A 21,841-nucleotide genomic window follows, 5' to 3' on the forward strand; every position below is an offset into this window, starting at 1 on the left:
GGCTCTTTACACTTTTTCCTTTGCTCTTAAATACCGATAGGTTTCAATTTGCGACCGAATTTTTATTTTATCGCCTTCCACATATTGATTGCTCAGTTTTTTATCCAGAATTCTGGCTTTTACATTATCACTCAATTGAATGTCGAGCAAGTCTTTAATTTCTTTTTTAATGTTTTTCTGGGTGATTTTTGCAGCGGCTTCAATTCGGTAATCCAGGTTTCGTGTCATCCAGTCGGCGGAAGAAATGTAGATGTCTTCGCTTCCTTTGCTGTAAAAATACATGACTCTCGCGTGTTCCAGATATTCATCAACAATACTGATTGCGGTAATTTTTTGCTTAAATTCTTTTTGATTCACAGCGCAATAAATTCCTCTGACAATTAATTTGACAACGACACCAGCTTTTGCCGCATCATAAATTTTTTCAATTAAAGCGCGATCACTCAGTGAATTTGTTTTAATGATCATTAAAGCTTTCCGTCCGGCTTTCGCTTCTTCGATTTCTTTGTCGATATGATGAATGATTTTTTCACGCATAAATTCGGGACAAACCAATAATTTTTTACACCCTTTTAAAGCCTGCATGATATTATCTTTTGGTTTCTTTAAAACATTGAAAATCTTATTAATGTCGGCCATGATAACTCTGTCAGAAGTCATTAAAAGATGATCGCCGTAAATTTTTGCCGTTTTTTCGTTGAAATTTCCGGTGCTTACAAAACCATACTGCAACGTTTTATTATGCACCCTTTTTTTGATGACACAGAGTTTTGCATGAACTTTTTTATTGGGAATTCCGACTAAAACTTTCACACCTTCCTGTTCCAGAATTTCTTTCCAGCCCAGATTGCTTTCTTCATCAAATCTTGCGCGCAATTCCAGCATTACGGTAACTTCTTTTCCGTTTCGCGCGGCATTGATCAAAGCATTGATTATTTTAGAATTGCTCGCCAATCGATATGCTGTAATTTGAATCGATTTTACATCCGGATCCATCGCTGATTCCCGCAACAAATCGATGACCGGCGTGTAATTGTGATAAGGAAAAGTAAGCAGAATATCGGTTTTTTGAATTACATCAGTCACTCTTTTTCCAACAAGATCAGGATGATCAAATGAAGTTCTTTCTACCGGTTTTTTGTACGCCTTAAAAACGTCGGGAAATTCCATAAAATGACGGAAATTATGAATTTTACCTCCCGGAATAATGCTGTCTTTTTTTGTTAAATGTAATTTTCTGATAAGAAATTCGAGCAAGGCTTTGTCCATTGCTTTGTCAAAAACAAAACGCGTTGGTTTTCCTTTTCGACGGGATTTAATTCCTTTTTCAATTTTTTGTGCAAGCGTTGTTTTAATGTCGTTGTCTAAATCGAATTCGGCGTCTTTAGTGACTTTAAAACAATGTGCTTCAAACTCATCATATCCAAAATAGGAAAAAATGTGAGGCAAATTATACGTGATCACATCTTCCAAAAGCATGACGTTTTTGGTGTCGTCGTCGGAAGGTAATAATACAAAACGGCCCAAAATTCGGGAAGGAATTTCGATGATGGCAAATTTGCTTTCGTATTGAAATTGCTTTGTACGCATCGCGACTCCCAAATAAAGAGATTTGTCTCTCAAATAAGGCATTGGCGAATTTTCATTCAACAAAATCGGAATGACATTGCTTTCTACCATTTCATCAAAATAGTGGACCACAAATCTTTTTTGCTCAGCGTTCAGGGTTTTAGAATTTTTGATGAATACATTTTCATCTGCCATTTCTACCTGAATTTTTTTCCAGGTTTTATCGAAGTTTTGCTGTTGTTTAATGACCACTTCGGTGATATTCTGCAAAATTTTTGTTGGCGGCTGATAAAAAGATTCGGTAATGTATTTTTCTTTAAAATCCATCGCCCGTTTTAGTCCGGCAACGCGAACCCGGAAAAATTCATCTAAATTATTTGAAAAAATTCCCAGAAACCGAATACGAAGATGAAGAGGAACCTCAACATCCATCGCTTCCTGCAAAACTCTTTCGTTAAAAGCGAGCCACGTAATATCTCTTGGGTTAAATTGATTCGACATTTTAATTGAATTAGATTTCCCCAAAAATAAGGAATTTTGCGCATTAGTTTGTGATCGCAATCATAGGTGGAACAATAATTTAGTGTTAAATTTGAATCAAACTAAAATTATGTTCTCAAAAGAAATTTTGTTGAAAAATAAAATTCCGGTCCTTCATTTTAAGAAAAAAGACACTCTTTTTCGGGAAGATCAGAAGGCGGTTAATCTTTATTATCTGCTGGAAGGAGAGATCAAAATTTACAATACCGATTCTGAAGGTAAAGAGTTTTTGATCAGTACCGTGGTGAATCATATGTTTCTGGGTGAACCTCCGTTTTTGTTGGGCGAACGCTATCCTGCAAATGCAATTATTGCCAGCGAAACCGCGAAAGTTTTCTGTTTTAATGAGGAGCAATTTCAAAAATTCATGATAGATAATCCTCCACTGCTCTTTAGATTTACAAAAGAAATTGCAAGAAAGGCTTATGAAAAAACCATGAAACTGAAATCGATCGTTCACTTAAGTCCGAATGAAAGAATTCTTCAGTTTTTAAAAATTCACAAGAGAACTCTGGGTCTGGAACCTGAGCAAAAAACTATCATTGATGTCACAAGAAAAGAAATGGCAAATTCCACAGGATTGGCTGTAGAAACTGTAATTCGGGCGGTGAAAAAGATGGAGAGAGAAGAAAAGTTACAATTAATCAATCATAAAATTTATTACTAATGCAAAGAAGTTTCTGGCTGAAATTTTCAATTTTCAATTTTTTGATCGTCGCACTTCTGGGCGTTACGATGCGCTACAAAATTTTATATTCAATGCCTTTTTTAGATCAGAAGCATTTACAGGAAGCTCATTCGCATTTTGCTTTTTATGCCTGGATCACCAATGCGATCTATGTATTGATCCTGAATTATCTGAGTAAGATCAATCCGGCAATTAATCTGAAAAAGTATGAGAAACTCATCATTATCAATCTGATCGCTTCTTTTTCTATGCTCGGAACATTTATTTATGGTGGTTATTTTTGGGCGTCGATCGCGGGTTCTACAACAGCTTTGCTCTGTAGTTTTGCCTTTTTCTTTTTATTCATCAGAGATTCCAATAAAATTCAGGATACTTCGAAGATCTGGTTTTTAGCAGGTCTGTTTTTTGCGGTTATTTCCTCGGTCGGAGTGTTTAATTTAGGATTTATGATGATGTCTAAAACGGCCACACAGGATCTTTATCTCGCCTCGGAGTATTATTATCTGCACTTTCAGTACAACGGATTCTTTATTTTTTCCTGTATTGGTTTTCTTCTATTTTCTCTGAAACAAGTGGGTTCTGCGATTTCTGAGAAACAGAATAAGTTAATTTTCTGGCTTCTGTTTTTCGGTTGCGTCATCGGTTATGGATTATCTGTTTTATGGATGAAAATGCCGGTTTATATTTTTGCAGTGATTGTTGTTGCGACCATCGGACAAACGATTGGCGCAGTAATGCTTTATCTTTTCGTGAAAAAGAACTGGACCAATTTAGTTTTGAAATGGTCAAAAATGCATCGGTTTGTTTTGATGTACGCAGGATTTGCTTTTGCGGTGAAAATTGCACTTCAGCTAGGTTCTAATATTCCGGCGCTCAATCAGTTTGCATTTGGCTTTAGAAACGTTGTCATCGCTTATCTGCATTTGGTTTTACTGATGTGTATTGCTACATTTTTAGTCAATCAGATCTTAGCGACCAATTATTTTACGATAACAAAAAAGCTTCTTTTGGGCGTGAAACTTCTTTTATTAGGAATTTTCCTGAATGAGTTTATCCTTGGTTTGATGGGTATTTTCTCTATCAAATATATTGCAATTCCCTTTGCAAATGAAATACTTCTGCTTGTTTCAGTTTTAATGTTTGTTTCGATATTCTGGATCTTCGTCAATTTAAAATCTTTTAAGAAGACTTAATTTTAAAGAACAGCAGATTGTAATTTAGATTTACCCCATAAAAAAACGGCTTTCAAAATAATTTTGAAAGCCGTTCCAACATTAAATTCAATAAACTCAGATCTTTATTTTGCCGGAAGCAAAACTTCATCAATTACATACACGATTCCGTTTGAGGCGGGAACTGTTGCAACAATTTTTGCTTTTCCGTTGATGACAGGTTTCCCGTCAATCATTGTGATTTTTATATTTTTTCCGTTCACCATTCCCAGACTTTGACCATCCGACATTTGGTCTTCTTTGATCACTCCAACATAAGTGTGATATCCTAAAATATCTGACAGATCATCAACTTTATCGGGTTTTAGTAATCCTTCAACTGTTCCTTTAGGAAGTTTATCAAAGGCAGAATTCAAAGGTGCGAATACCGTAAAAGGTCCGGCGTTACTTAGTGATGTTGCTAAACCCGCAGCTTTTACAGCCGTTACCAATGTAGACAGATCCGGGTTTTTTGAAGCCAACTGAACCACATTGGGTTGAGAATCTTCATCTTGTATTCCTTCCTGTCCGTGACCCACTGCTTCCGTGGCATTTGTAGTATCAGCAGCAGTTACTGTTTCACTTTTTTTGCAGGAAACAAGGGCAAATCCTACCATGCCCAAAATTAGAATTGACTTTTTCATTATGCTTTAATTTTATATAAATTTACGGCAGAATACAGAAAAAACGTATGACTACAGTCATATCAATCTAAAGTGGTTTGGTGACTTTTATCACTTGAAATTGCGACAATTAAATAGACTATGTGACGAGAAACAGTCTTTGTTGAATGATGAAATTTTTAGGAAGTAGAAGATCTATAAATCTTTCTTATTAAATTTAATTAAAGAGAGCACGAAAGGAACAGTTGCCCAGATGAGAAGAATTAACATAGAAATTCCCATTCCGCCACCGGAACCAAAAACCTTTTGAAAAACGGCGCCAGAATAGCCCAGCATCGCGGAAATGTTAAGTTGAAGCAGAACAAAAATTCTGGATAAACCAACAGGATTCAATCCGGCTAAAGTCGCCATAATTCCTTCTATTGGATAATCTGAAAACTGGAACATTAACATCAAAAGAATTCCATCATAAATAATGCTGAAGAAAAGCCATATAAAAATTGAAATTCCGATTCCTTTTGCACGGTCACGACTCAAGATCGCAGAAAGCATTGCAAATGAGGTGAAGATCACAGACAGTAACACTCCGATAATTATTAATGAAAATCCAGTTTCTAGAGAAGAGTAGAGCAGAATAGGAATTCCACACCCAATTAAAAAGGCGAAAACCAATGCAGTGGAAAGTCCCAAAAAGATATTAAACCAAACTTTCACGCGGGGAACCGGTTGACTCAGAAGCAGTTCTATAAACTGACTGCTGTTGTAAACGTAAATCGTTGAAAATATAATACTTACCAAAGGAACAACGAGCAAAACAACATTGAGCAAACTCAAAGTTGCTTTCGTATAATTTCCTTCTAAACCGAGAACGGACCATGAAATAATAAAAAGTAAAATGGTATAAAAAATAACGATCTTGTTTTTTAAAATATCAAAAAGTATAAAGCGGGCTATTTTGTTCATTGATCTAAATTTTTGACTTTCATCCAATTTTCATGTTGAAGATTGACGTTAAAGTCTGTTCAAAATTGGTAATTACTTCGAATTATTTTTCATCTCCTTCAAAATACTTACAATCGATTCGGAAATTTTTTCTGATTTGCGTTCGGTCATTAAGTCAGTGACAGATTGCTGTACGATGATTTTGCCTTCGTTGATAAAAACAATTTCGCTCACAATATCATCCAGCTCGCTCAAGAGGTGAGAGGTGATAATAATGAGTTTGCCTTTGTTTTTTTCCTGGATGATCTTATTTTTCAGAATTTCGGAAGCCAAGGGATCGAGTCCGGCAGTTGGTTCATCCAGAATGATAACTTTTGGATCAAACATAAAAGCCAGCACCGCGCTCACTTTTTGCGTTGTTCCGCCTGAAAGATTGCCCATTTTCTTATCGTACATTTTTTCGAGTTCGAAAGCTTCGAGAAGTTCGTTATCTAAATGAGTTTCCGACATTTTTCGGGTGTCTTTGATCATTTTGATGGTTTGTCCGATCGTCATATTTTCCGGATAACGCCCGATTTGAGGCATGTAACCAATTTCTCTGCGGTAGAGGTAATCGTCTTTCACACTTTTGCCATCGACTAAGATGTCACCGGTTTCGATGACATTTAAACCTAAAATACATTTAATTAAAGTTGTTTTTCCGCAGCCGTTTGGACCAATTAAAGCGATTGATTTCCCGTCGGTAAAGGATAAATTCAGATCATCGAGTGCGGTAAAGCGATCGAATTTTTTCGTTAAATTTTTTACTTCTATCATATCAGTAAGAGAATAGAAAATACAATGAAGAACGTTTTAGCGACTTCATTTTATTCATTCTCAGAATTTTAAATCGTTAATTTCTTCATTAAAGGTTCCCGGTCTACGAAGTTTTCGGGCGTTAAACTGGGGATTATTTTTTCAGTTTTATCGAGCAGATCGACAAAAAATGTCCGGAATAAAAGCATTACTGCCGGATTACTTTCTACCAAAACCGCGTATAAACTCAAAGGATGGAATGGAACGTCGCCAATTTTATCTTTGTTGAGGTCGTAGCCTTCATATTTATCCCAATAATTTCTTTTAAAATCATTCATCGCCATCGATCCACTTGTGCCGACATCGAAAACATTGTTAACAAAATTATTATTAATGATCTTATTTTCCATACAGTTGGAATTGATCTTCATGCCCCATCCATTATTTTCAAAATCATTTTTTAAAAGATCAATTTTTGTGGCGCCATCAAGATAAATGGCAGTTGTATTATTGTGAAAGCGATTGTCGATTATTTTGCTGAAACTGATGTCTTTTAAAAGCAGACCATAATTCGCATCGCCCCAGTTATTAATAAAATTATTGCCGACCATTCCAACATTATTGCTGTACATCACAGCAACTCCTGCGTTGTTGTTATCGAAAGTATTGTTAACGTAAACATTGTCGTCGGCGAACATAAAATGCAGACCATAGCGTAGATTTTTCTTCGAATAGTTGTGGTAAATGTAAGATTTGATGACTTTTTCGAGATAGATCCCGTCTTTCTGACCTTCAATGTAATTGTTTTTGATCCAGAGTTCTTCGCTTACCCAGGCGTGAATTCCGTCGCCGCTTCTTTCCTGAGAAGTCGCTCTTCTGGAAGTGATCCGGTTATTCTGAATTAAACATCGAAAACCACGCTGAATATAAATTCCAAAATAATTATTCTCGAAAATATTATTTTCAATGGTTGAGTATTGACTGTCGTAGAGCCGAACTGCACCGATATTTACAATTTCATCTTCCCCTGAATTGATCAGCTTGAAACCTTTCATCATAATATGATTGGCCCGGAATGACACAATTTCGTATTTCATTTCACCGTCCAGAACCGGCAATCCAATCCCGATGAGAGAGAGCGGTTTGTCTAAATTGATATTACCTTCTTTATAAACACCGCTTTCTACCAAAATACTATCGCCACTTTTCGAGGCGGCGACAGCTTGTTTGATAGTGGTGAATTGTTCGTTTTTCCCAACTTTTAAAACAGTAGAAAAGATTAAAACAGGAAAAAATAAGAGCAATATTTTGAACATGAAATGTTTAATTAGTTAGCGTTGCACCCAAAGCTGTTGCTGCTTTCTGGGCTGCTTCTTTGTTTTCAAAAGCCTGCGTATTTCCCCCCATTGGGGATTTTATATTTCCTTCTTTGATAAGGGTTGCTTTAGATAATTCTACAAATTTTCCGGTAGGCGCATCGATGACGTATTTTTTTGAATTTTTCACTTTGTCTGCTTCCGAATTTTCGTACATTGTCATGCAACTGATATCATCGAACTTGTACACTCTGCCTTTTTCTGTAATTAATTCTGTGCCGTACGGCAGATCTGTGATCGTCATTTTACAGTTGTCACACTGATCTTTTTCAAGAAGAAAATCTTTGGGGCCACTTTCCTGACAAGACATTAAGGCTAGAAAAGGAAGTGCAAGTAAAATGCTTTTTGGAAATTTCATAATATTTTAAATTGAGGTTTGATTGATTTCAAGCCTAAACTTTAAACCGTTTTTGGCTTTTTGAACTCTATAAATGCTAAGGTAGCTAAAATTGCTGCAACACCGATCATGATGCCACCGCCAATATTGGGATAAGAATACGCAACAAAATTTAGCAATTGTTTTGACCCGAGCAATGGTGGTTGGTAAGACATTCCGGGAACGATGATCGCTGCATGAGGATCCAGGTTATGACCATAATTGTATTCCCACATGTAAAAATCGACCATAAAGGCTAAACAGAAAATCATAAATAGACCGGTAGCAATGTAAAGCCATTTTTTGGTGTTTAAAAACGCTGCAAGGAAACATAAAAATGCAAAAAATCCCAGTGCGTAAGGTAAAATTTTAAATTCATAGAAATCTTCCTCATGGATGGTTTTCATTCCGATGTAGTGATTCAGTCCATTGATGATCTGGTAATCTCCGGTAATTTTATGCGACCATAAAAACATCGATAAACCTTCCGGATACTGTGGAGCCTGCAGATAAATAGACCACATTGGAACAAAGATAGAAACGCCCAAAGCAACTCCACAAATAACGAGTGCAATTCTGGTCAATTTTTTTAGTAATTTTTTTTCCATTTTTTTAGATTTTAAAAGGCTGGTTTTCTGATGACTTTCTCTAGTAAAGGTCGATCCTTTAAATGGTTTTTAATGTAATATATGTTACAAAGTGACACATGTCATCAAAAACAAAAAGGACAGTAAAAACTGCCCCTTTGTTATAAATTTCTATTTGGTTTCACCTTGTTTGACCGGGCTTTGAGCATTGTCTTTTTTATTATTCAAGGAGTAGGTAAGTGGAGTGCTGCTTCCTGCTGGAGAGACTCTCACATATCCCTGCATTTCTTGGTGCAGTGCGCTGCAGAAATCGGTACAGTACATTGGATACATTCCGGCTTTTTGCGGAACCCATTTGAGCGTACAGGTTTCTCCCGGCATGATCAGAAGTTCTGCATTCTGGTTGCCTTTAATAGCAAAACCGTGAGGAACATCCCAATCCTGTTCAAGATTTGTAACGTGGAAGTACACTTCGTCACCAACCCGAACGCCTTCAATATTATCCGGAGCAAAGTGAGATCTGATCGAAGTCATGTAAACATGAATTTTATTTCCTTCCCGTACAACTTTACTTTCTTTTTCTCCTTTAGTTACATAAGGATGGTGATTATCGTCGATCTTGAAGAATTTCACCTGATCTTTCAGCATTGCTGCAGGTAAAGCCTGTGCGTAATGAGGTTCACCGAAGAGCGGATAATCCAGTAGCAGTTTCATTTTGTCTCCTGATATATCAAATAACTGGGCAGATTGCGCCAATTCGGGACCAGTTGGTAAGTATCTGTCTTTGGTAATTTTATTATAAGCTACCACATATTTTCCAAAAGGTTTTGCGGTATCACCACCAGGAATCATCAAGTGACCAGTAGAATAATAAGTAGGAACTCTGTCGATAACTTTTAAATCTTTGATATTCCATTTTACCAATTCTGACGATACGAACATCGAAGTAATTGCATTTCCTCTGCCATCAAATTCAGTATGAAGTGGTCCTAAACCAGGTTTTTGAACTTCACCGTGCAATGCTGCTTCATATTTAATCACTTTCACTCCATCGTATTCTCCGCTAAAGTTTTTGTCAGCAATTGCTTTCTGAATTTTAGTAAAACTGAAAACAGGGATTAAAGCTGCTAATTTACCGGATCCTACAATATATTCACCAGTTGGATCAACATCGCAACCGTGTGGAGATTTAGGACAAGGGATAAAATACATCGCATCTTTCATATCTTCAACAGAAAGAACAAGAACTTCTTTTTTCATGGTAGAAGTCGCACTGTGCGTTTTTTCGTCCCATTTGTTGTGTACATATTCTGTTGCAACTTTTCTACCTTTTCCAGCTTTCGCCATTTCTGCTGCTTTCTTCCAGTTGATCGCCATGATAAAATCTTTATCATTTTGGGACGCATTTACTTCAAGTAAAGTATTGGCTTTTTCAGAATTATAGCAAGAGAAGAAGAACCAGTCTCCAGATTTTCCTTTACCTGCATGTGAAAGGTCAAAGTTAATTCCGGGAGCTTCAATTTGGAAAGCGATATCCATTTCTCCACTGTCTTTATTGATTCCAATAAAAGAAACTACTCCTTTAAAGTTTTCTTTGAAAGACGAGATCGGAACGTCACCATTTTTGTCATCAGTTGGAACTGCGAAACGTGTTCCTGCAACGACATACTCGGTATTTTCCGTTAAGAAAGGAGAAGAGTGATTCCCTGCAGAATTAGGGATTTCTAAAATCTCTACTGTTTTAAAAGTTTTAAGATCCAGTCTCGCAACACGAGGTGTATTGTTTGCGTTGGCAAAAAGCCATCTTCCGTCCACTTCACCATTAGTTTGAGATAATGCGAGGTGATGCTGATCATCCCAGGGAATAAATCCATGAGAAGTTTCAAGCATTGGTTTGGTCTCTTCACTGAATCCGTAACCATTCTCAGGATTTACAGAAAATACAGGAAGCGATTTTAGTAATCTTCCGCTCGGCAATCCGTACACACTTACTTGTCCATTGAAACCTCCGCTGACAAAGTTATAAAACTCATCATATTTTCCCGGGGCAACATAAACTTTCTGTGCGGCATCACCGCTTACCGCGGTTTCGGTGCCTTTTGGCTTACAACCACTCAGCGCAATTAAGGCAACAATGGTAGAGAGCCCGAATAATTTAAGACTTTTCATATTGATATTTGATTAATTTTTTTGCTAAAGAATCTTACTTCGCGCCGTCGATCTGTCTCATGTATTCGAAAATTTCGCGGGCTTCAGTATCATTCAAACTTTGGTTCGGCATTCTTACCAAACAAAGTTCCAGTTGTTTCTGTAACTCAGGATCCACGTCGATCATTGGATCAGGATTAGAGATGAAATTCATGATCCATTCCGGAGTTTGTTTTTTGGTAACACCTTTCCAACCTGGACCAACTAATTTTTCATCGGTAGGTTTGTGACAAGAAGTACATTTAACCTCAGCAACCTTTTTACCAGATGCAGCCATCGCAGGATCAAATTTAGTGATGTCGATTTTTTCATGTTTCCCAAGACCTCTGTTTGGATCATATTTTGCTGCAGTAGCTTCCATTTCTGCACTGCTTTGATCAGTCGCAGCTGGTGTCGAAGCTGTAGAGCCGGATGGGATCGAATCTGTTTTCTTGTCACCACCACAAGAGAAAAGCGCCATAGTTAACACTGAGAGTGCAATTGTTTTTAATGTTTTCATATCTTTAATATATTTATTACTCAAAAGTAGGAAGATTTGGCAAGAACTGCGTATGATCTGAGTCATACGGTTTATATGACATTTATCTTCACTTTTATTCAAGAAATTTTCTATTTTTGTAACAAATTAAAAAAGATGAACAAGTACTTAATGATAATCGCAATGTTGGCAGTTGTTTCTTGCGGAAAAAAAGTTGATTCAGGTAAAGAAAGCAATGTAATGTTACCAGAACCTGCCGTTAAAGTGATGGATTCGGCAACAGCAGGAAAACATGAAGGTTTGGCGCTTATTGAAGGGGCAGACTGCTTAACTTGTCATAAAATGGATACCAAATTAGTAGGTCCATCTTACCAGGAAGTTGCAGCTAAATATACAGAAGCTGATGTTGACAAATTAGCAACCAAAATTATAGAGGGCGGAAAAGGAGTTTGGGGAGAAATCCCGATGACTGCGCACAAAGGAATGAGCCCCGACAACGCAAAAAAAATGGTAGAATATATTCTTACCCTAAAAAAATAAGAGAATCTCAATTCTTTCAAACAGACATCTTATATTGTATAGGATGTCTTTTTTTTGTTTTTAATTAATGGTTTTTTTGGTGATCCAATTGTCAGGTTAGATAAGACCAAAAGTTTTTTCGGTACTAAAAGTTTTAGTATTTTAGTGCAGTTTCATTCATTTGTATGAAGATCTTTTTAATAATTTCTGTCAATTTGTCATAAATTTTTGCTTGGTATATTTTTGGAGAATGCATTAACAAATAAAGTTTAAAACTAAAAAATATACATACTATGAGTAAAATAATTGGAATTGATTTAGGAACAACAAACTCTTGCGTATCCGTAATGGAAGGTAAAGATCCGGTTGTGATCCCAAATTCAGAAGGTAAAAGAACAACACCTTCAATCGTTGCATTCACCGAAGATGGTGAAAGAAAAGTAGGTGATCCTGCAAAAAGACAGGCAGTAACAAACCCTACGAAAACCGTTTATTCGATCAAGAGATTTATCGGAACACATTTCAAAGATGATGCGAAAGAAGTTTCAAGAGTACCTTATAAAGTCGTAAGCGGACCAAACGATACCATCAAAGTAAAAATCGACGACAGAGAATATACGCCACAGGAAATTTCTGCAATGATCCTTCAGAAAATGAAGAAAACTGCTGAAGATTATTTGGGTCAGGAAGTAACGAGAGCGGTAATTACTGTTCCGGCTTACTTTAACGATGCTCAAAGACAGGCGACGAAAGAAGCAGGTGAAATCGCTGGTTTAACCGTAGAAAGAATTATCAATGAGCCTACAGCAGCAGCTTTGGCTTATGGAATGGATAAAGCACATAAAGATCAAAAAATTGCGGTTTATGATTTAGGTGGTGGAACATTTGACGTTTCAATCCTTGATCTGGGAGACGGTGTTTTTGAAGTATTATCAACAAATGGGGATACGCATTTAGGTGGTGATGATTTCGATGATGTGATCATTAACTGGATGGCAGACGAATTTAAAACGGAAGAAGGTGTTGATTTGAAAACAGATCCTATCGCTTTACAAAGATTGAAAGAAGCTGCGGAAAAAGCAAAAATTGAATTGTCTTCTGCGCCACAAACTGAGATCAACTTGCCGTATATTACTGCAACTGCAACAGGTCCAAAACACATGGTGAAAACTTTGACCAAAGCGAAATTCGAACAATTGTCTGCTGATCTGGTAAAACGTTCAATGGAGCCTTGTAAAAAAGCGCTTTCTGATGCTGGACTTTCTATTTCAGATATCGATGAGGTAATTTTGGTAGGTGGTTCAACCAGAATCCCAATTATCCAGGAGCAGGTTGAAAAATTCTTTGGTAAAAAACCTTCGAAAGGAGTTAATCCAGATGAGGTTGTTGCCATTGGTGCAGCAATTCAGGGTGGAGTTTTAACAGGAGATGTAAAAGACGTTCTTTTATTAGACGTTACGCCACTTTCTTTAGGAATTGAGACAATGGGTTCAGTTTTCACTAAATTAATTGATGCGAACACAACCATTCCAACGAAAAAATCAGAAGTTTTCTCTACCGCAAGTGATAACCAGCCTGCAGTTTCTATTAGAGTAGGACAGGGAGAAAGACCAATGTTTAACGACAACAAAGAAATCGGAAGATTTGATCTAACTGATATTCCACCAGCACAAAGAGGAGTTCCTCAGATTGAAGTAACTTTCGATATTGATGCCAACGGAATCTTGAGTGTTTCTGCAAAAGATAAAGGAACCGGAAAGGAGCAAACGATCAAAATTCAGGCAAGTTCAGGACTTTCAGATGATGAGATCCAAAGAATGAAAAGAGAAGCTGAAGAAAATGCTTCCTCTGATGCGAAAAGAAAAGAAGAAGTTGAAATCTTCAATAAAGCAGACGCATTGCTTTTCCAAACAGAAAAACAACTGAAAGAATTCGGTGATAAATTATCTGCAGATAAAAAAGCAGCGGTAGAAACTGCTCACGCAGAATTAAAAACTGCTTTCGAGGCAAAAGATATGGACAGTGTAAAAACGAAAACTGAAGCATTAGATGCTGCTTGGATGGCTGCTTCAGAAGAAATGTACGCTGCAGGAAATCAAGGACAACCGGGAGCTGATCAAGCGCAGGGAAATCCAGAAGGTAATTCAGGAACAGAAGATGTTCAGGATGCTGATTTCGAAGAAGTGAAATAAGACTTCTCAATTTTATAATAGAAATTCCCCGAGTTTAACCTGGGGAATTTTTTGTTTAGTAATTTTTTCTACTCGCGTTAATGATTTAATATATTAGTTAATAAAAACTGTATTTTGTAGCACCTCCCATTTTAAATTAATTACGAATACACTAAATAGTCATCTTTCGTCCGTTTGATTTGATACATTTGTATTATAATCAAACAAAATGGCAAAAAGAGATCAAATGTTGAGATTGATGTATATTTCAAATCTGCTTCAAGACAAAAGGAATATTGGCGCTACTTATGAAGAAGTCAGAAATCATTTGGAAGCACAACATTATGACCGAAAAGGGTACGATAACGATTTGGCTTTTAGTGAAAAAACCTTTAAAAGAGACCGTAATTTACTTTTTGAAGTTTTTGGAATTGAAACCCAGTTCAAAAGATCAACAATGTCTTATCAAATTATAGAAGATGAAAATCTAGAGCAATCACAAGGTATTTTTGAAAATTTAATGTTGATCAATGCATACAAACAAACTGTTGATCATTCCAAAATAATGCTTTTTGAAAAAAGACAAGCATCTGGACTTCATCATTTAGATGGGATCGTTCACGCCATCAAAAATTGTAAAACAATCAGTTTGCAATACAAGAAATTTTCGGAAACTGCTTCTCATAAAAAAGTTTTACAACCTTATGCTGTTAAAGAATTCAGAAACCGTTGGTACCTTCTTGCGAATGAAGATGACGGAAAAGATTTTATCCTTAAAACTTATAGTTTGGATCGAATTACAGATCTCGATATTCACAATAAAACTTTCACAAAGAAAGAAATCGATATTGAATCTCTTTTCGTCAATTCTTTTGGTATCGTTTCTACGCTCGGCGAAAAGCCTGAAAAAATCATTTTATCATTTAATCAAAATCAAAAGGGATTTGTAAAATCATTACCAATTCATCATTCTCAAAAAATTCTCATCGATAATAACGAAGAATATCAAATTGAGTTGACTTTAATTCCGACTTACGATTTTTACCAGGAGTTATTGACACACGCTGAAAGATTGACGATTGTGCAACCAGATAAAGTGAAAAATAAATATTTAGAGTTCCTCGGTCAAGCGATGCAATTAAATAATTAACTTAAAGCAACAAAAAAAATTTGCGAAAATTAGTAAATGAATTAACAACTTATAATAATCATGAATAAAAAACTCCTCTACATCCATGGACTTGGTTCCGATCGAAACTCCAGAAAATTTGTAAATATTAAAGAATATTTCAAAGATCAATTCGAATATAATTTCGTGGAATGGAAAAATAATTCCAATATTTTATCCCTTTTAAATGAGGCTAAAAAATGGCTAGAATCTGGCTCTACTGATCAAATCGTTTTGGTGGGAGATTCAACTGGAGCAAACTTCGCATATCAATTAAGAGAAAAACTGAAACAAGATAATATAAAAACAATTCTTCTTTTGACCAGTCCGTTATTGGATATCTCGAACAGAATTAGGGATATTGAATTTCCAAAAAATCTCATTTCGCAATTATGGAAAATAGAAAATCCTGAGGAAGCGCTCATTATTGCGACGCAGAAAGATGAAGTTTTAAATCTAATTCCTTTATACCAGAAGAAATTAAAAAATGTAGAATTAATCGATGTTGATGACAGCCATCGATTGTTGAAATTTGAAAACTATGTTCCTCATATCGAGAAATATATTCAGTCTCAAACATAAAAAAATGCAGGCAAATAAATCCTGCATTTTTAGGTTCGTTTTCAAAATTCTAATAGTTGATAATCAATAATTTTTTCTCCAGTTTTTTCGTTTTTTTAATACTGTCAAGCGTTCCTTTTGATTTTCCATCCCAAAACGCAAATACAATATCTGAATTTTCAATTATTTTAGAATTGCGGACAATCGTAGCACCACGGCCATATTTTTCAAAATTTGGTTTGAAAATAATCATTTCAATATCCATTTCAGCAGCAAATTTTTCCGCCAAAGTATCGGCACCTTTTGCGCCACCCGATACAATGCACTGAAGCGAAATTTCATTTTCCTCAGTGAATTTCGCCAATTCATTTTTAAGTAATTCATAATCATTAAAATCCCGACCACCAATAATTGCTATTTTCATAATGCTTTCTTTTAAGCGAAAATAACAGTGCCAATAGACGATTGACGGCCATTTAGAAATAGGATTTAAAAAATCTCTGATTCCACTTAAAATAGATACTTGTTGAAATTATTCATTTTTTTTCTACGCCACGTTTTGGCGTTATCACCAATTATCTTTACTGATAATTAATCATTATAAACATTAAAATCAGTAAAAATGGAAAATCAAAAAGAAACAAGATTAAGAATTTTAGCGGAAGGTGGAAGCATCAAAATTTGTAGTATTGAAAAAGGATACAATGAAGGTTTCGATTATTTTTTAGAAACATCGGAAGAGGATCTTTTCGAGGCAGGTTTAGGAAATGAAAGCCAGGAAATTCACGAAAGTTTTTATGGCGCTTTTGACCAACTGAACGACAAATATCCTTGGTACAAATTGCATTTGGATTTTATTGATGAAGATTTTGTAGATTACGTGGCAGATGCTTTAGTAGAAAAGCTCAACCAAAGCAATAGAATGTTCCGTGTAGCCGACAAGAAAAATTTTGAAGAGAAATTAGGAATTCATTTGAGGACCAAAGAAGTGGAAATTAAAACCGGTGTTTTCAGTATAGAGGTCGGAAGTTTAGTTAAAACGATACAGTATGATTACATCGATTTTGCTGATTCCTACGCCGAACAAATTGGTCAAAAATTTAAATTAGACAGCATCGCCGAAAGTTGGGACACTTTTAATGGCGACTCCTTTTACTTTGTTGGCACCATAAAGATTGTCGGTAATTCAATCCTTCTTCTGGATAGCGACGGTGATGTATGTTACGTATTACCTGCTGATAAATATAAGTTGACTTCAAATCCTTTGATGTATACCGATAACAAATGGCAATATGTTTTCACCAAGAAAAAGATTTAATATTAGGTATAAAAGCCGCCGGGTTTTTCTGATGTTAAAATTGTACACTATTGTATTATTTTGACCTCGAATTCCATCTTAATTTTTCTTAAATTTCAAATTCTATAAATAAACTATAAGAATTCAATTTTTACTTTTTAAATGGCTATCAAAAAAACAGAACTCTACCGCTCACTTTGGGCGAGTTGTGACGAATTACGCGGCGGAATGGACGCCTCTCAATATAAAGATTATGTACTCACGATGTTATTCGTAAAGTATATTTCAGACAAAGCGAAATCAGATCAGGATTTTGCCATCGAAATTCCAGACGGTGCCTCCTTTGAGGATATGGTGAACCTGATTGGGAATACCGAGATTGGTGATAAAATCAATAAGCAGGTTTTGAATCCGATTAAAGAAGCCAATGGTCTGAATGATTTCCCCGACTTTAATGATGAAAGCAAATTAGGCAAAGGAAAAGATCTGGTGGAAACAGTTTCTAACCTCGTCCGAATCTTCAATGATAACAGTTTAGATTTTTCTAAAAACTCGGCGGAAGGCGATGATATTCTGGGCGATGCTTATGAATATCTGATGCGTCATTTTGCCACAGAATCCGGAAAATCAAAAGGTCAGTTTTATACGCCTGCCGAAGTTTCAAGGATTTTAGCAAAGGTGATCGGTATTACTTTTAATAATGCGACGACGCAAACGACTGCTTATGATCCGACCTGTGGATCGGGATCGTTGTTGTTGAAAGTAGCGAACGAAGCCGGAAAAGCCATTACACTTTACGGTCAGGAAAAAGAAACTACCACCGCCAACTTAGCGCACATGAACATGATTTTGCATGGTGCGGAAACAGCGGAGATTGTTGCCGATAATACGTTGACAAGACCAGCGTACAAAGAAGACGATGGCAGTTTGAAACGTTTTGATTACGTGGTTGCTAATCCGCCTTTTTCTTTGAAGAGTTGGAGCAATGGTGTGAATATCGAAAGTGATGAGTACAACCGATTTACTTTAGGTGTTCCTCCCGAGAAGAATGGCGATTATGCTTTTCTACTGCATATTTTACAATCGATGAAAGCCAAGGGAAAAGCCGCAGTGGTTTTGCCACATGGTGTTTTGTTCCGTGGAAATGCGGAAGGCGAAATCCGTAAAAATATTTTAAAGAAAGGTTATATCAAAGGGATTATCGGCTTGCCGGCAAATTTGTTTTACGGTACAGGAATTCCGGCCTGTATCATTGTGCTGGACAAAGAAAATGCAGAACATCGGAAAGGGATTTTTATGATGGATGCCAGCAAAGGTTTCCTGAAAGATGGCAACAAAAACCGTTTGCGTGAACAGGATTTGCGCAAGATCACGGATGTATTTACCCAAATGCAGGAAGTTCCCAAATACAGCCGTATGGTTCCGATGAGCGAAATCGCCGATGCTAAAAACGATTACAATTTAAATATTCCACGCTATATCGATACGCAGGAAAACGAAGATATTCAGGATTTACTGGCGCATTTACAAGGTGGCATTCCGGTGCGTGATCTGGAAGTGATGCAAACGTATTGGAACGCTTATCCGAAACTGAAACATGATTTATTCTCGCCGTTACGGGAAGGTTATGTGAAACTGAATGTTGCAGTTGCCGATATTAAAAGCACTATTTATAATCATCCAGAATTTAAAGCGTTTAATGCGACTTTAGACCGAACCTATCACGATTGGTTAGATGGACAAATGAAAATCTGGGAAACCTTGGCGCAACATTCCAACGGTAAAGATCTGATTGCCCAAATGAGCGAAAGTCTGCTGGAAGCCTTTGAAAATAACACGTTGGTGAATGGTTACGATTTGTACCAATACGCGATGACCTATTGGCAGGAAACCATGCAGGACGATGTGTATTCGGTTTCTTTAGATGGCTGGAAAGCCGGAAACGAATGGGAACGCACCATCATTAAAGGAAAGAAAGGCAAAGATGGCAAACCTGGAAAAGACAAAGAAGTTACAGGATTAGCCGGCGTGGAAGGTCGAATGATTTCACCGGAATTATTGAGTCAGGTTTATTTTAAAGACTTATTAAATCAAATTGGAACTGCGCAACAATCTGTAGAAAATTCTCAAGCCACGATGACTGAAATAGAAGAAGAGCATACTTCGACAGGCTCAGCACAAGGTGAAGAAGGTTTGTTTGCTGATCTGGAAAAGGTGAATGCAAGCGAAGTTGCTAAACTATTGAAAGAACGGACTTCGACAGGCTCAGCCACCGCAGCAGTTAAGGAGGAAATAGCCGTTTTGAAAAACTATATTGCTGCGTCAGAAGCCATTAAAAAAGCCAATGCCGAAATTAAAACCTTGCAGGCAGATTTGGAAAAAGAAGTTATTGCAAAATATGCAAAACTGACCGAAGCCGATATTAAAGATCTGGTTTTGAACCATAAATGGAAAGCGCATCTCTTAACGACTTTGCATCATGAACAGGATAAAATCTCGCAGGGTTTAACCCAAAGAATTAATGCTTTGGCAGAACGGTATGCAACGACATTGGCAAGTTCGCAAACGGAATTGGCAGCAGCCGAAACCAAAGTAATGGCTCATTTAGAAAAAATGGGATTGGTATGGTAAAGGAAACGAGGATGAAGCAGACGGAGATTGGTTTAATTCCGGAGGATTGGAATATTGAAAAAATCAAAGATATTTCATTAATTAAAACTGGTTCTAAAAATACTCAAGATAGAATTGAAAATGGTATATATCCATTTTTTGTGCGGTCCCAAACTATTGAAAGAATAAACTCATATTCATTTGATGGTGAGGCAATATTAACAGCAGGAGATGGCGTCGGTGTTGGAAAAGTTTTTCATTATTTAAATGAAAAATTTGATTTTCATCAAAGAGTTTATGCTATTTATAATTTCAGAAATGATGTTTCCGGTTTTTACTTTTTTAAATATTTCCAGAATAATTTTTTAGGTAGAATCATGCAGATGACTGCAAAATCCTCTGTTGATAGCGTCAGAATGGAAACGATATCGGAAATGCCAATCCCACTTCCACCACTCGCCGAGCAGGAAGCCATTGCAACGGCCTTAAGTGATTGCGATTCCTGGATTGACAGCATCGAAGAAGTTTTAGCCAAAAAACGCCTCATCAAACAAGGTGCGATGCAGAAATTGTTGACGCCAAAAGAGGATTGGGAAGTGAAGAAGTTGGGGGAAGTTTTGCAATTTGGAAGCGGACGAGATTACAAACATTTGCATGCCGGCGAAGTTCCAGTTTACGGAACTGGCGGAATCATGACTTATGTAACTGCCCATTTGTATGATGGTGAATCAGTTGGTATTGGTCGTAAAGGAACAATCGATAAACCAGTTTTTTTACAAGGAAAATTTTGGACTGTTGATACTTTATTTTTTACCCATTCATTTAATGGCGTAATTCCAAAATATATTTTTTATCAATTTTTATTGATAGCGTGGAAGGAATATAATGAAGCATCAGGTGTTCCAAGTTTGAATAAAAATACATTAGAACAAATTGAAATACAACTTCCATCCCTTTCGGACCAAACGCGCATCGCCGCAATCTTATCGGATATGGATTTAGAAATCGAAGCGCTGGAAGAAAAACTGCACAAAGCCCGCCAAATCAAACAAGGCATGATGCAGGAATTGCTGACGGGGAGAGTGAGGTTGGTTTAAGGAATAAAAATAAAATAATGAAACAAAATAGATTTTTCAAAGAAACAGAATATAAACACTGGTTGATTGATAATATTATAACGAGTCCAGCTTCTGCAATTAGTTATTGCTCATATGTCAATTCAGTAAATAATGAATTGCATTTTCACGATGAATTAGAGCAAATATTTAATAAACAAATTACAAAAAACTTTTATGAATTCATTTTAGAATTACTCCAAGTCTTATCTGAGAAATCCTTTCCTGAAAGAATAAGTAAAGCTCCTAAAACTGTCCAAAATTGGAACAGCGGCATTCGTGCTTACGGTGAATTTTTGGTAAATAATTTTCAAACTGAAGAAGTTGAAAATACAGGAAATGAGATAACGAATGAATGCTTATTGCTTGAAGGCAATGTTTCATATAGTAGGGAGCAGTTATATAAAAACTTCACATTTAGATTAATAACACAAGATAGATTTTATGATAGCATATATTTTCCTATTAGCTTTATAAAGAAAGTTTTATACAAAACTGGGAATCGAGATTTTTTTGACAAATGGGTAAAAAACATTTTAGAAAGAACAGTTTTACATACCGACAATAACGAAGTACAACTGAAGCAAGTTATTAACTTATATTTTGATGCAGAAGGGTTGAAAGCAGAAGTGAAAAATAAATTTTATCAAGTTCATACAAAGCATGCAAATAATTCAGATAAGAGTGCATTTTCTACAAAGGAACTTAGAAAAGTAGCTCTAGATCATGATAAACCTATGTTGGCAATAATGAATGAACTTTGTGATGAACTTATTGAAATACAGAAGTTGACAGATTCAATTAAGTTGAAATTAAATAAACGAAAAATTGATAGAACTGTATTAGCCGAAATATCTAGAGAGTTAATAACTGAATTATATTTAGATGAAATTAATATTGATCGTTTGAAAACTGACTTAGAATTAATTGGAGAGGATACGAACTTACAATTGATGGACGGAAGTTTTAACGCGAGTAAAAAAGCAAACTAAAAAAAATAAACATAA

General features: G+C 36.2%; 20 protein-coding genes. 10 read left to right on the forward strand and 10 right to left on the reverse strand.

What is annotated here, in order from left to right; all coding sequences use genetic code 11:
• Window positions 1–6: 6 nt before the first annotated feature.
• A complete protein-coding gene (gene ppk1, locus IV494_RS14040) occupies window positions 7–2,070 on the reverse strand; it encodes a polyphosphate kinase 1 (protein WP_196080730.1) in 2,064 nt (687 codons plus the stop codon).
• A 109-nt stretch (window positions 2,071–2,179) separates the two neighbouring features.
• Here ppk1 and IV494_RS14045 point away from each other — a divergent pair, with 109 nt between their 5' ends.
• Window positions 2,180–2,776 carry a Crp/Fnr family transcriptional regulator gene (locus IV494_RS14045; protein WP_196080731.1) on the forward strand — a complete coding sequence of 199 codons (597 nt, stop codon included), beginning with the start codon at window positions 2,180–2,182 and terminating at the stop codon, window positions 2,774–2,776.
• Window positions 2,776–3,990 carry a hypothetical protein gene (locus tag IV494_RS14050; RefSeq protein WP_196080732.1) on the forward strand — a complete coding sequence of 405 codons (1,215 nt, stop codon included), beginning with the start codon at window positions 2,776–2,778 and terminating at the stop codon, window positions 3,988–3,990. Before IV494_RS14045 ends, IV494_RS14050 begins: the two co-directional genes overlap by 1 nt.
• A 104-nt stretch (window positions 3,991–4,094) precedes the next feature.
• Here the strand turns inward: IV494_RS14050 and IV494_RS14055 are convergent, their stop codons facing one another.
• The 8 genes from IV494_RS14055 to IV494_RS14090 form a co-directional block, all read right to left on the reverse strand.
• Window positions 4,095–4,652: a fasciclin domain-containing protein gene (locus IV494_RS14055; RefSeq protein WP_196080733.1), complete on the reverse strand. Its 558-nt coding sequence runs from the start codon at window positions 4,650–4,652 to the stop codon at window positions 4,095–4,097.
• Between the two features lie 174 nt (window positions 4,653–4,826).
• Window positions 4,827–5,594, reverse strand: a complete 768-nt coding sequence (locus tag IV494_RS14060; RefSeq protein ID WP_196080734.1) for an ABC transporter permease subunit — start codon at window positions 5,592–5,594, stop codon at window positions 4,827–4,829.
• Window positions 5,595–5,666: 72 nt separating this feature from the next.
• Entirely contained in the window at window positions 5,667–6,389 is a 723-nt protein-coding gene (locus IV494_RS14065; RefSeq protein WP_196080735.1) for an ABC transporter ATP-binding protein, read from the reverse strand.
• Window positions 6,390–6,457: 68 nt separating this feature from the next.
• Entirely contained in the window at window positions 6,458–7,684 is a 1,227-nt protein-coding gene (locus tag IV494_RS14070; RefSeq protein WP_196080736.1) for a nitrous oxide reductase family maturation protein NosD, read from the reverse strand.
• Window positions 7,685–7,691: 7 nt separating this feature from the next.
• Window positions 7,692–8,102, reverse strand: coding sequence for a nitrous oxide reductase accessory protein NosL (locus IV494_RS14075; protein ID WP_196080737.1), 411 nt, complete (start codon window positions 8,100–8,102; stop codon window positions 7,692–7,694).
• Between the two features lie 41 nt (window positions 8,103–8,143).
• On the reverse strand, window positions 8,144–8,728 hold the full coding sequence (locus tag IV494_RS14080) for a hypothetical protein (protein WP_196080738.1): 585 nt from the start codon (window positions 8,726–8,728) through the stop codon (window positions 8,144–8,146).
• Window positions 8,729–8,878: 150 nt separating this feature from the next.
• The gene (gene nosZ / locus IV494_RS14085) at window positions 8,879–10,876 is read right to left on the reverse strand and encodes a Sec-dependent nitrous-oxide reductase (protein ID WP_196080739.1); all 1,998 of its coding nucleotides are present in this window, start codon (window positions 10,874–10,876) and stop codon (window positions 8,879–8,881) included.
• A 34-nt stretch (window positions 10,877–10,910) separates the two neighbouring features.
• Entirely contained in the window at window positions 10,911–11,414 is a 504-nt protein-coding gene (locus IV494_RS14090) for a c-type cytochrome (RefSeq protein WP_196080740.1), read from the reverse strand.
• A 135-nt stretch (window positions 11,415–11,549) separates the two neighbouring features.
• Between IV494_RS14090 and IV494_RS14095 the strand changes: the two genes are divergently transcribed.
• The 4 genes from IV494_RS14095 to IV494_RS14110 all read left to right on the forward strand — a co-directional run bounded on the left by IV494_RS14095 (window position 11,550) and on the right by IV494_RS14110 (window position 15,833).
• The gene (locus IV494_RS14095) at window positions 11,550–11,933 is read left to right on the forward strand and encodes a c-type cytochrome (RefSeq protein WP_196080741.1); all 384 of its coding nucleotides are present in this window, start codon (window positions 11,550–11,552) and stop codon (window positions 11,931–11,933) included.
• Between the two features lie 272 nt (window positions 11,934–12,205).
• On the forward strand, window positions 12,206–14,104 hold the full coding sequence (dnaK, locus tag IV494_RS14100; RefSeq protein WP_196080742.1) for a molecular chaperone DnaK: 1,899 nt from the start codon (window positions 12,206–12,208) through the stop codon (window positions 14,102–14,104).
• A gap of 208 nt (window positions 14,105–14,312) precedes the next feature.
• Window positions 14,313–15,233: a WYL domain-containing protein gene (locus tag IV494_RS14105; RefSeq protein WP_196080743.1), complete on the forward strand. Its 921-nt coding sequence runs from the start codon at window positions 14,313–14,315 to the stop codon at window positions 15,231–15,233.
• A 60-nt stretch (window positions 15,234–15,293) separates the two neighbouring features.
• Window positions 15,294–15,833 carry a YqiA/YcfP family alpha/beta fold hydrolase gene (locus tag IV494_RS14110; RefSeq protein ID WP_196080744.1) on the forward strand — a complete coding sequence of 180 codons (540 nt, stop codon included), beginning with the start codon at window positions 15,294–15,296 and terminating at the stop codon, window positions 15,831–15,833.
• Between the two features lie 49 nt (window positions 15,834–15,882).
• Here IV494_RS14110 and IV494_RS14115 read toward each other — a convergent pair whose 3' ends face one another.
• Window positions 15,883–16,329 (reverse strand): DUF2493 domain-containing protein, encoded by a 447-nt coding sequence (locus tag IV494_RS14115; RefSeq protein WP_394368411.1) that lies wholly within the window; start codon window positions 16,327–16,329, stop codon window positions 15,883–15,885.
• A 105-nt stretch (window positions 16,330–16,434) separates the two neighbouring features.
• Between IV494_RS14115 and IV494_RS14120 the strand changes: the two genes are divergently transcribed.
• The 4 genes from IV494_RS14120 to IV494_RS14135 all read left to right on the forward strand — a co-directional run bounded on the left by IV494_RS14120 (window position 16,435) and on the right by IV494_RS14135 (window position 21,826).
• Window positions 16,435–17,130 carry a hypothetical protein gene (locus tag IV494_RS14120; protein ID WP_196080746.1) on the forward strand — a complete coding sequence of 232 codons (696 nt, stop codon included), beginning with the start codon at window positions 16,435–16,437 and terminating at the stop codon, window positions 17,128–17,130.
• A 141-nt stretch (window positions 17,131–17,271) separates the two neighbouring features.
• Window positions 17,272–19,740 (forward strand): type I restriction-modification system subunit M, encoded by a 2,469-nt coding sequence (locus IV494_RS14125; RefSeq protein WP_196080747.1) that lies wholly within the window; start codon window positions 17,272–17,274, stop codon window positions 19,738–19,740.
• Entirely contained in the window at window positions 19,734–20,816 is a 1,083-nt protein-coding gene (locus tag IV494_RS14130) for a restriction endonuclease subunit S (protein WP_196080748.1), read from the forward strand. The genes IV494_RS14125 and IV494_RS14130 overlap by 7 nt, the downstream gene beginning before the upstream one ends.
• A gap of 17 nt (window positions 20,817–20,833) precedes the next feature.
• On the forward strand, window positions 20,834–21,826 hold the full coding sequence (locus IV494_RS14135) for a hypothetical protein (RefSeq protein ID WP_196080749.1): 993 nt from the start codon (window positions 20,834–20,836) through the stop codon (window positions 21,824–21,826).
• Window positions 21,827–21,841 lie beyond the last annotated feature (15 nt).

The sequence above is a fragment of the Kaistella gelatinilytica genome, assembly GCF_015679325.1.
Lineage (GTDB): Bacteria > Bacteroidota > Bacteroidia > Flavobacteriales > Weeksellaceae > Kaistella > Kaistella gelatinilytica.

Excerpts from the sequence above, each read along its gene's own strand:
- ppk1 (WP_196080730.1), bottom strand. The coding sequence starts at position 2,070 with ATGTCGAATCAATTTAACCCAAGAGATATTACGTGGCTCGCTTTTAAC.
- IV494_RS14045 (WP_196080731.1), top strand. The coding sequence starts at position 2,180 with ATGTTCTCAAAAGAAATTTTGTTGAAAAATAAAATTCCGGTCCTTCAT.
- IV494_RS14050 (WP_196080732.1), top strand. The coding sequence starts at position 2,776 with ATGCAAAGAAGTTTCTGGCTGAAATTTTCAATTTTCAATTTTTTGATC.
- IV494_RS14055 (WP_196080733.1), bottom strand. The coding sequence starts at position 4,652 with ATGAAAAAGTCAATTCTAATTTTGGGCATGGTAGGATTTGCCCTTGTT.
- IV494_RS14060 (WP_196080734.1), bottom strand. The coding sequence starts at position 5,594 with ATGAACAAAATAGCCCGCTTTATACTTTTTGATATTTTAAAAAACAAG.
- IV494_RS14065 (WP_196080735.1), bottom strand. The coding sequence starts at position 6,389 with ATGATAGAAGTAAAAAATTTAACGAAAAAATTCGATCGCTTTACCGCA.
- IV494_RS14070 (WP_196080736.1), bottom strand. The coding sequence starts at position 7,684 with ATGTTCAAAATATTGCTCTTATTTTTTCCTGTTTTAATCTTTTCTACT.
- IV494_RS14075 (WP_196080737.1), bottom strand. The coding sequence starts at position 8,102 with ATGAAATTTCCAAAAAGCATTTTACTTGCACTTCCTTTTCTAGCCTTA.
- IV494_RS14080 (WP_196080738.1), bottom strand. The coding sequence starts at position 8,728 with ATGGAAAAAAAATTACTAAAAAAATTGACCAGAATTGCACTCGTTATT.
- nosZ (WP_196080739.1), bottom strand. The coding sequence starts at position 10,876 with ATGAAAAGTCTTAAATTATTCGGGCTCTCTACCATTGTTGCCTTAATT.
- IV494_RS14090 (WP_196080740.1), bottom strand. The coding sequence starts at position 11,414 with ATGAAAACATTAAAAACAATTGCACTCTCAGTGTTAACTATGGCGCTT.
- IV494_RS14095 (WP_196080741.1), top strand. The coding sequence starts at position 11,550 with ATGAACAAGTACTTAATGATAATCGCAATGTTGGCAGTTGTTTCTTGC.
- dnaK (WP_196080742.1), top strand. The coding sequence starts at position 12,206 with ATGAGTAAAATAATTGGAATTGATTTAGGAACAACAAACTCTTGCGTA.
- IV494_RS14105 (WP_196080743.1), top strand. The coding sequence starts at position 14,313 with ATGGCAAAAAGAGATCAAATGTTGAGATTGATGTATATTTCAAATCTG.
- IV494_RS14110 (WP_196080744.1), top strand. The coding sequence starts at position 15,294 with ATGAATAAAAAACTCCTCTACATCCATGGACTTGGTTCCGATCGAAAC.
- IV494_RS14120 (WP_196080746.1), top strand. The coding sequence starts at position 16,435 with ATGGAAAATCAAAAAGAAACAAGATTAAGAATTTTAGCGGAAGGTGGA.
- IV494_RS14125 (WP_196080747.1), top strand. The coding sequence starts at position 17,272 with ATGGCTATCAAAAAAACAGAACTCTACCGCTCACTTTGGGCGAGTTGT.
- IV494_RS14130 (WP_196080748.1), top strand. The coding sequence starts at position 19,734 with ATGGTAAAGGAAACGAGGATGAAGCAGACGGAGATTGGTTTAATTCCG.
- IV494_RS14135 (WP_196080749.1), top strand. The coding sequence starts at position 20,834 with ATGAAACAAAATAGATTTTTCAAAGAAACAGAATATAAACACTGGTTG.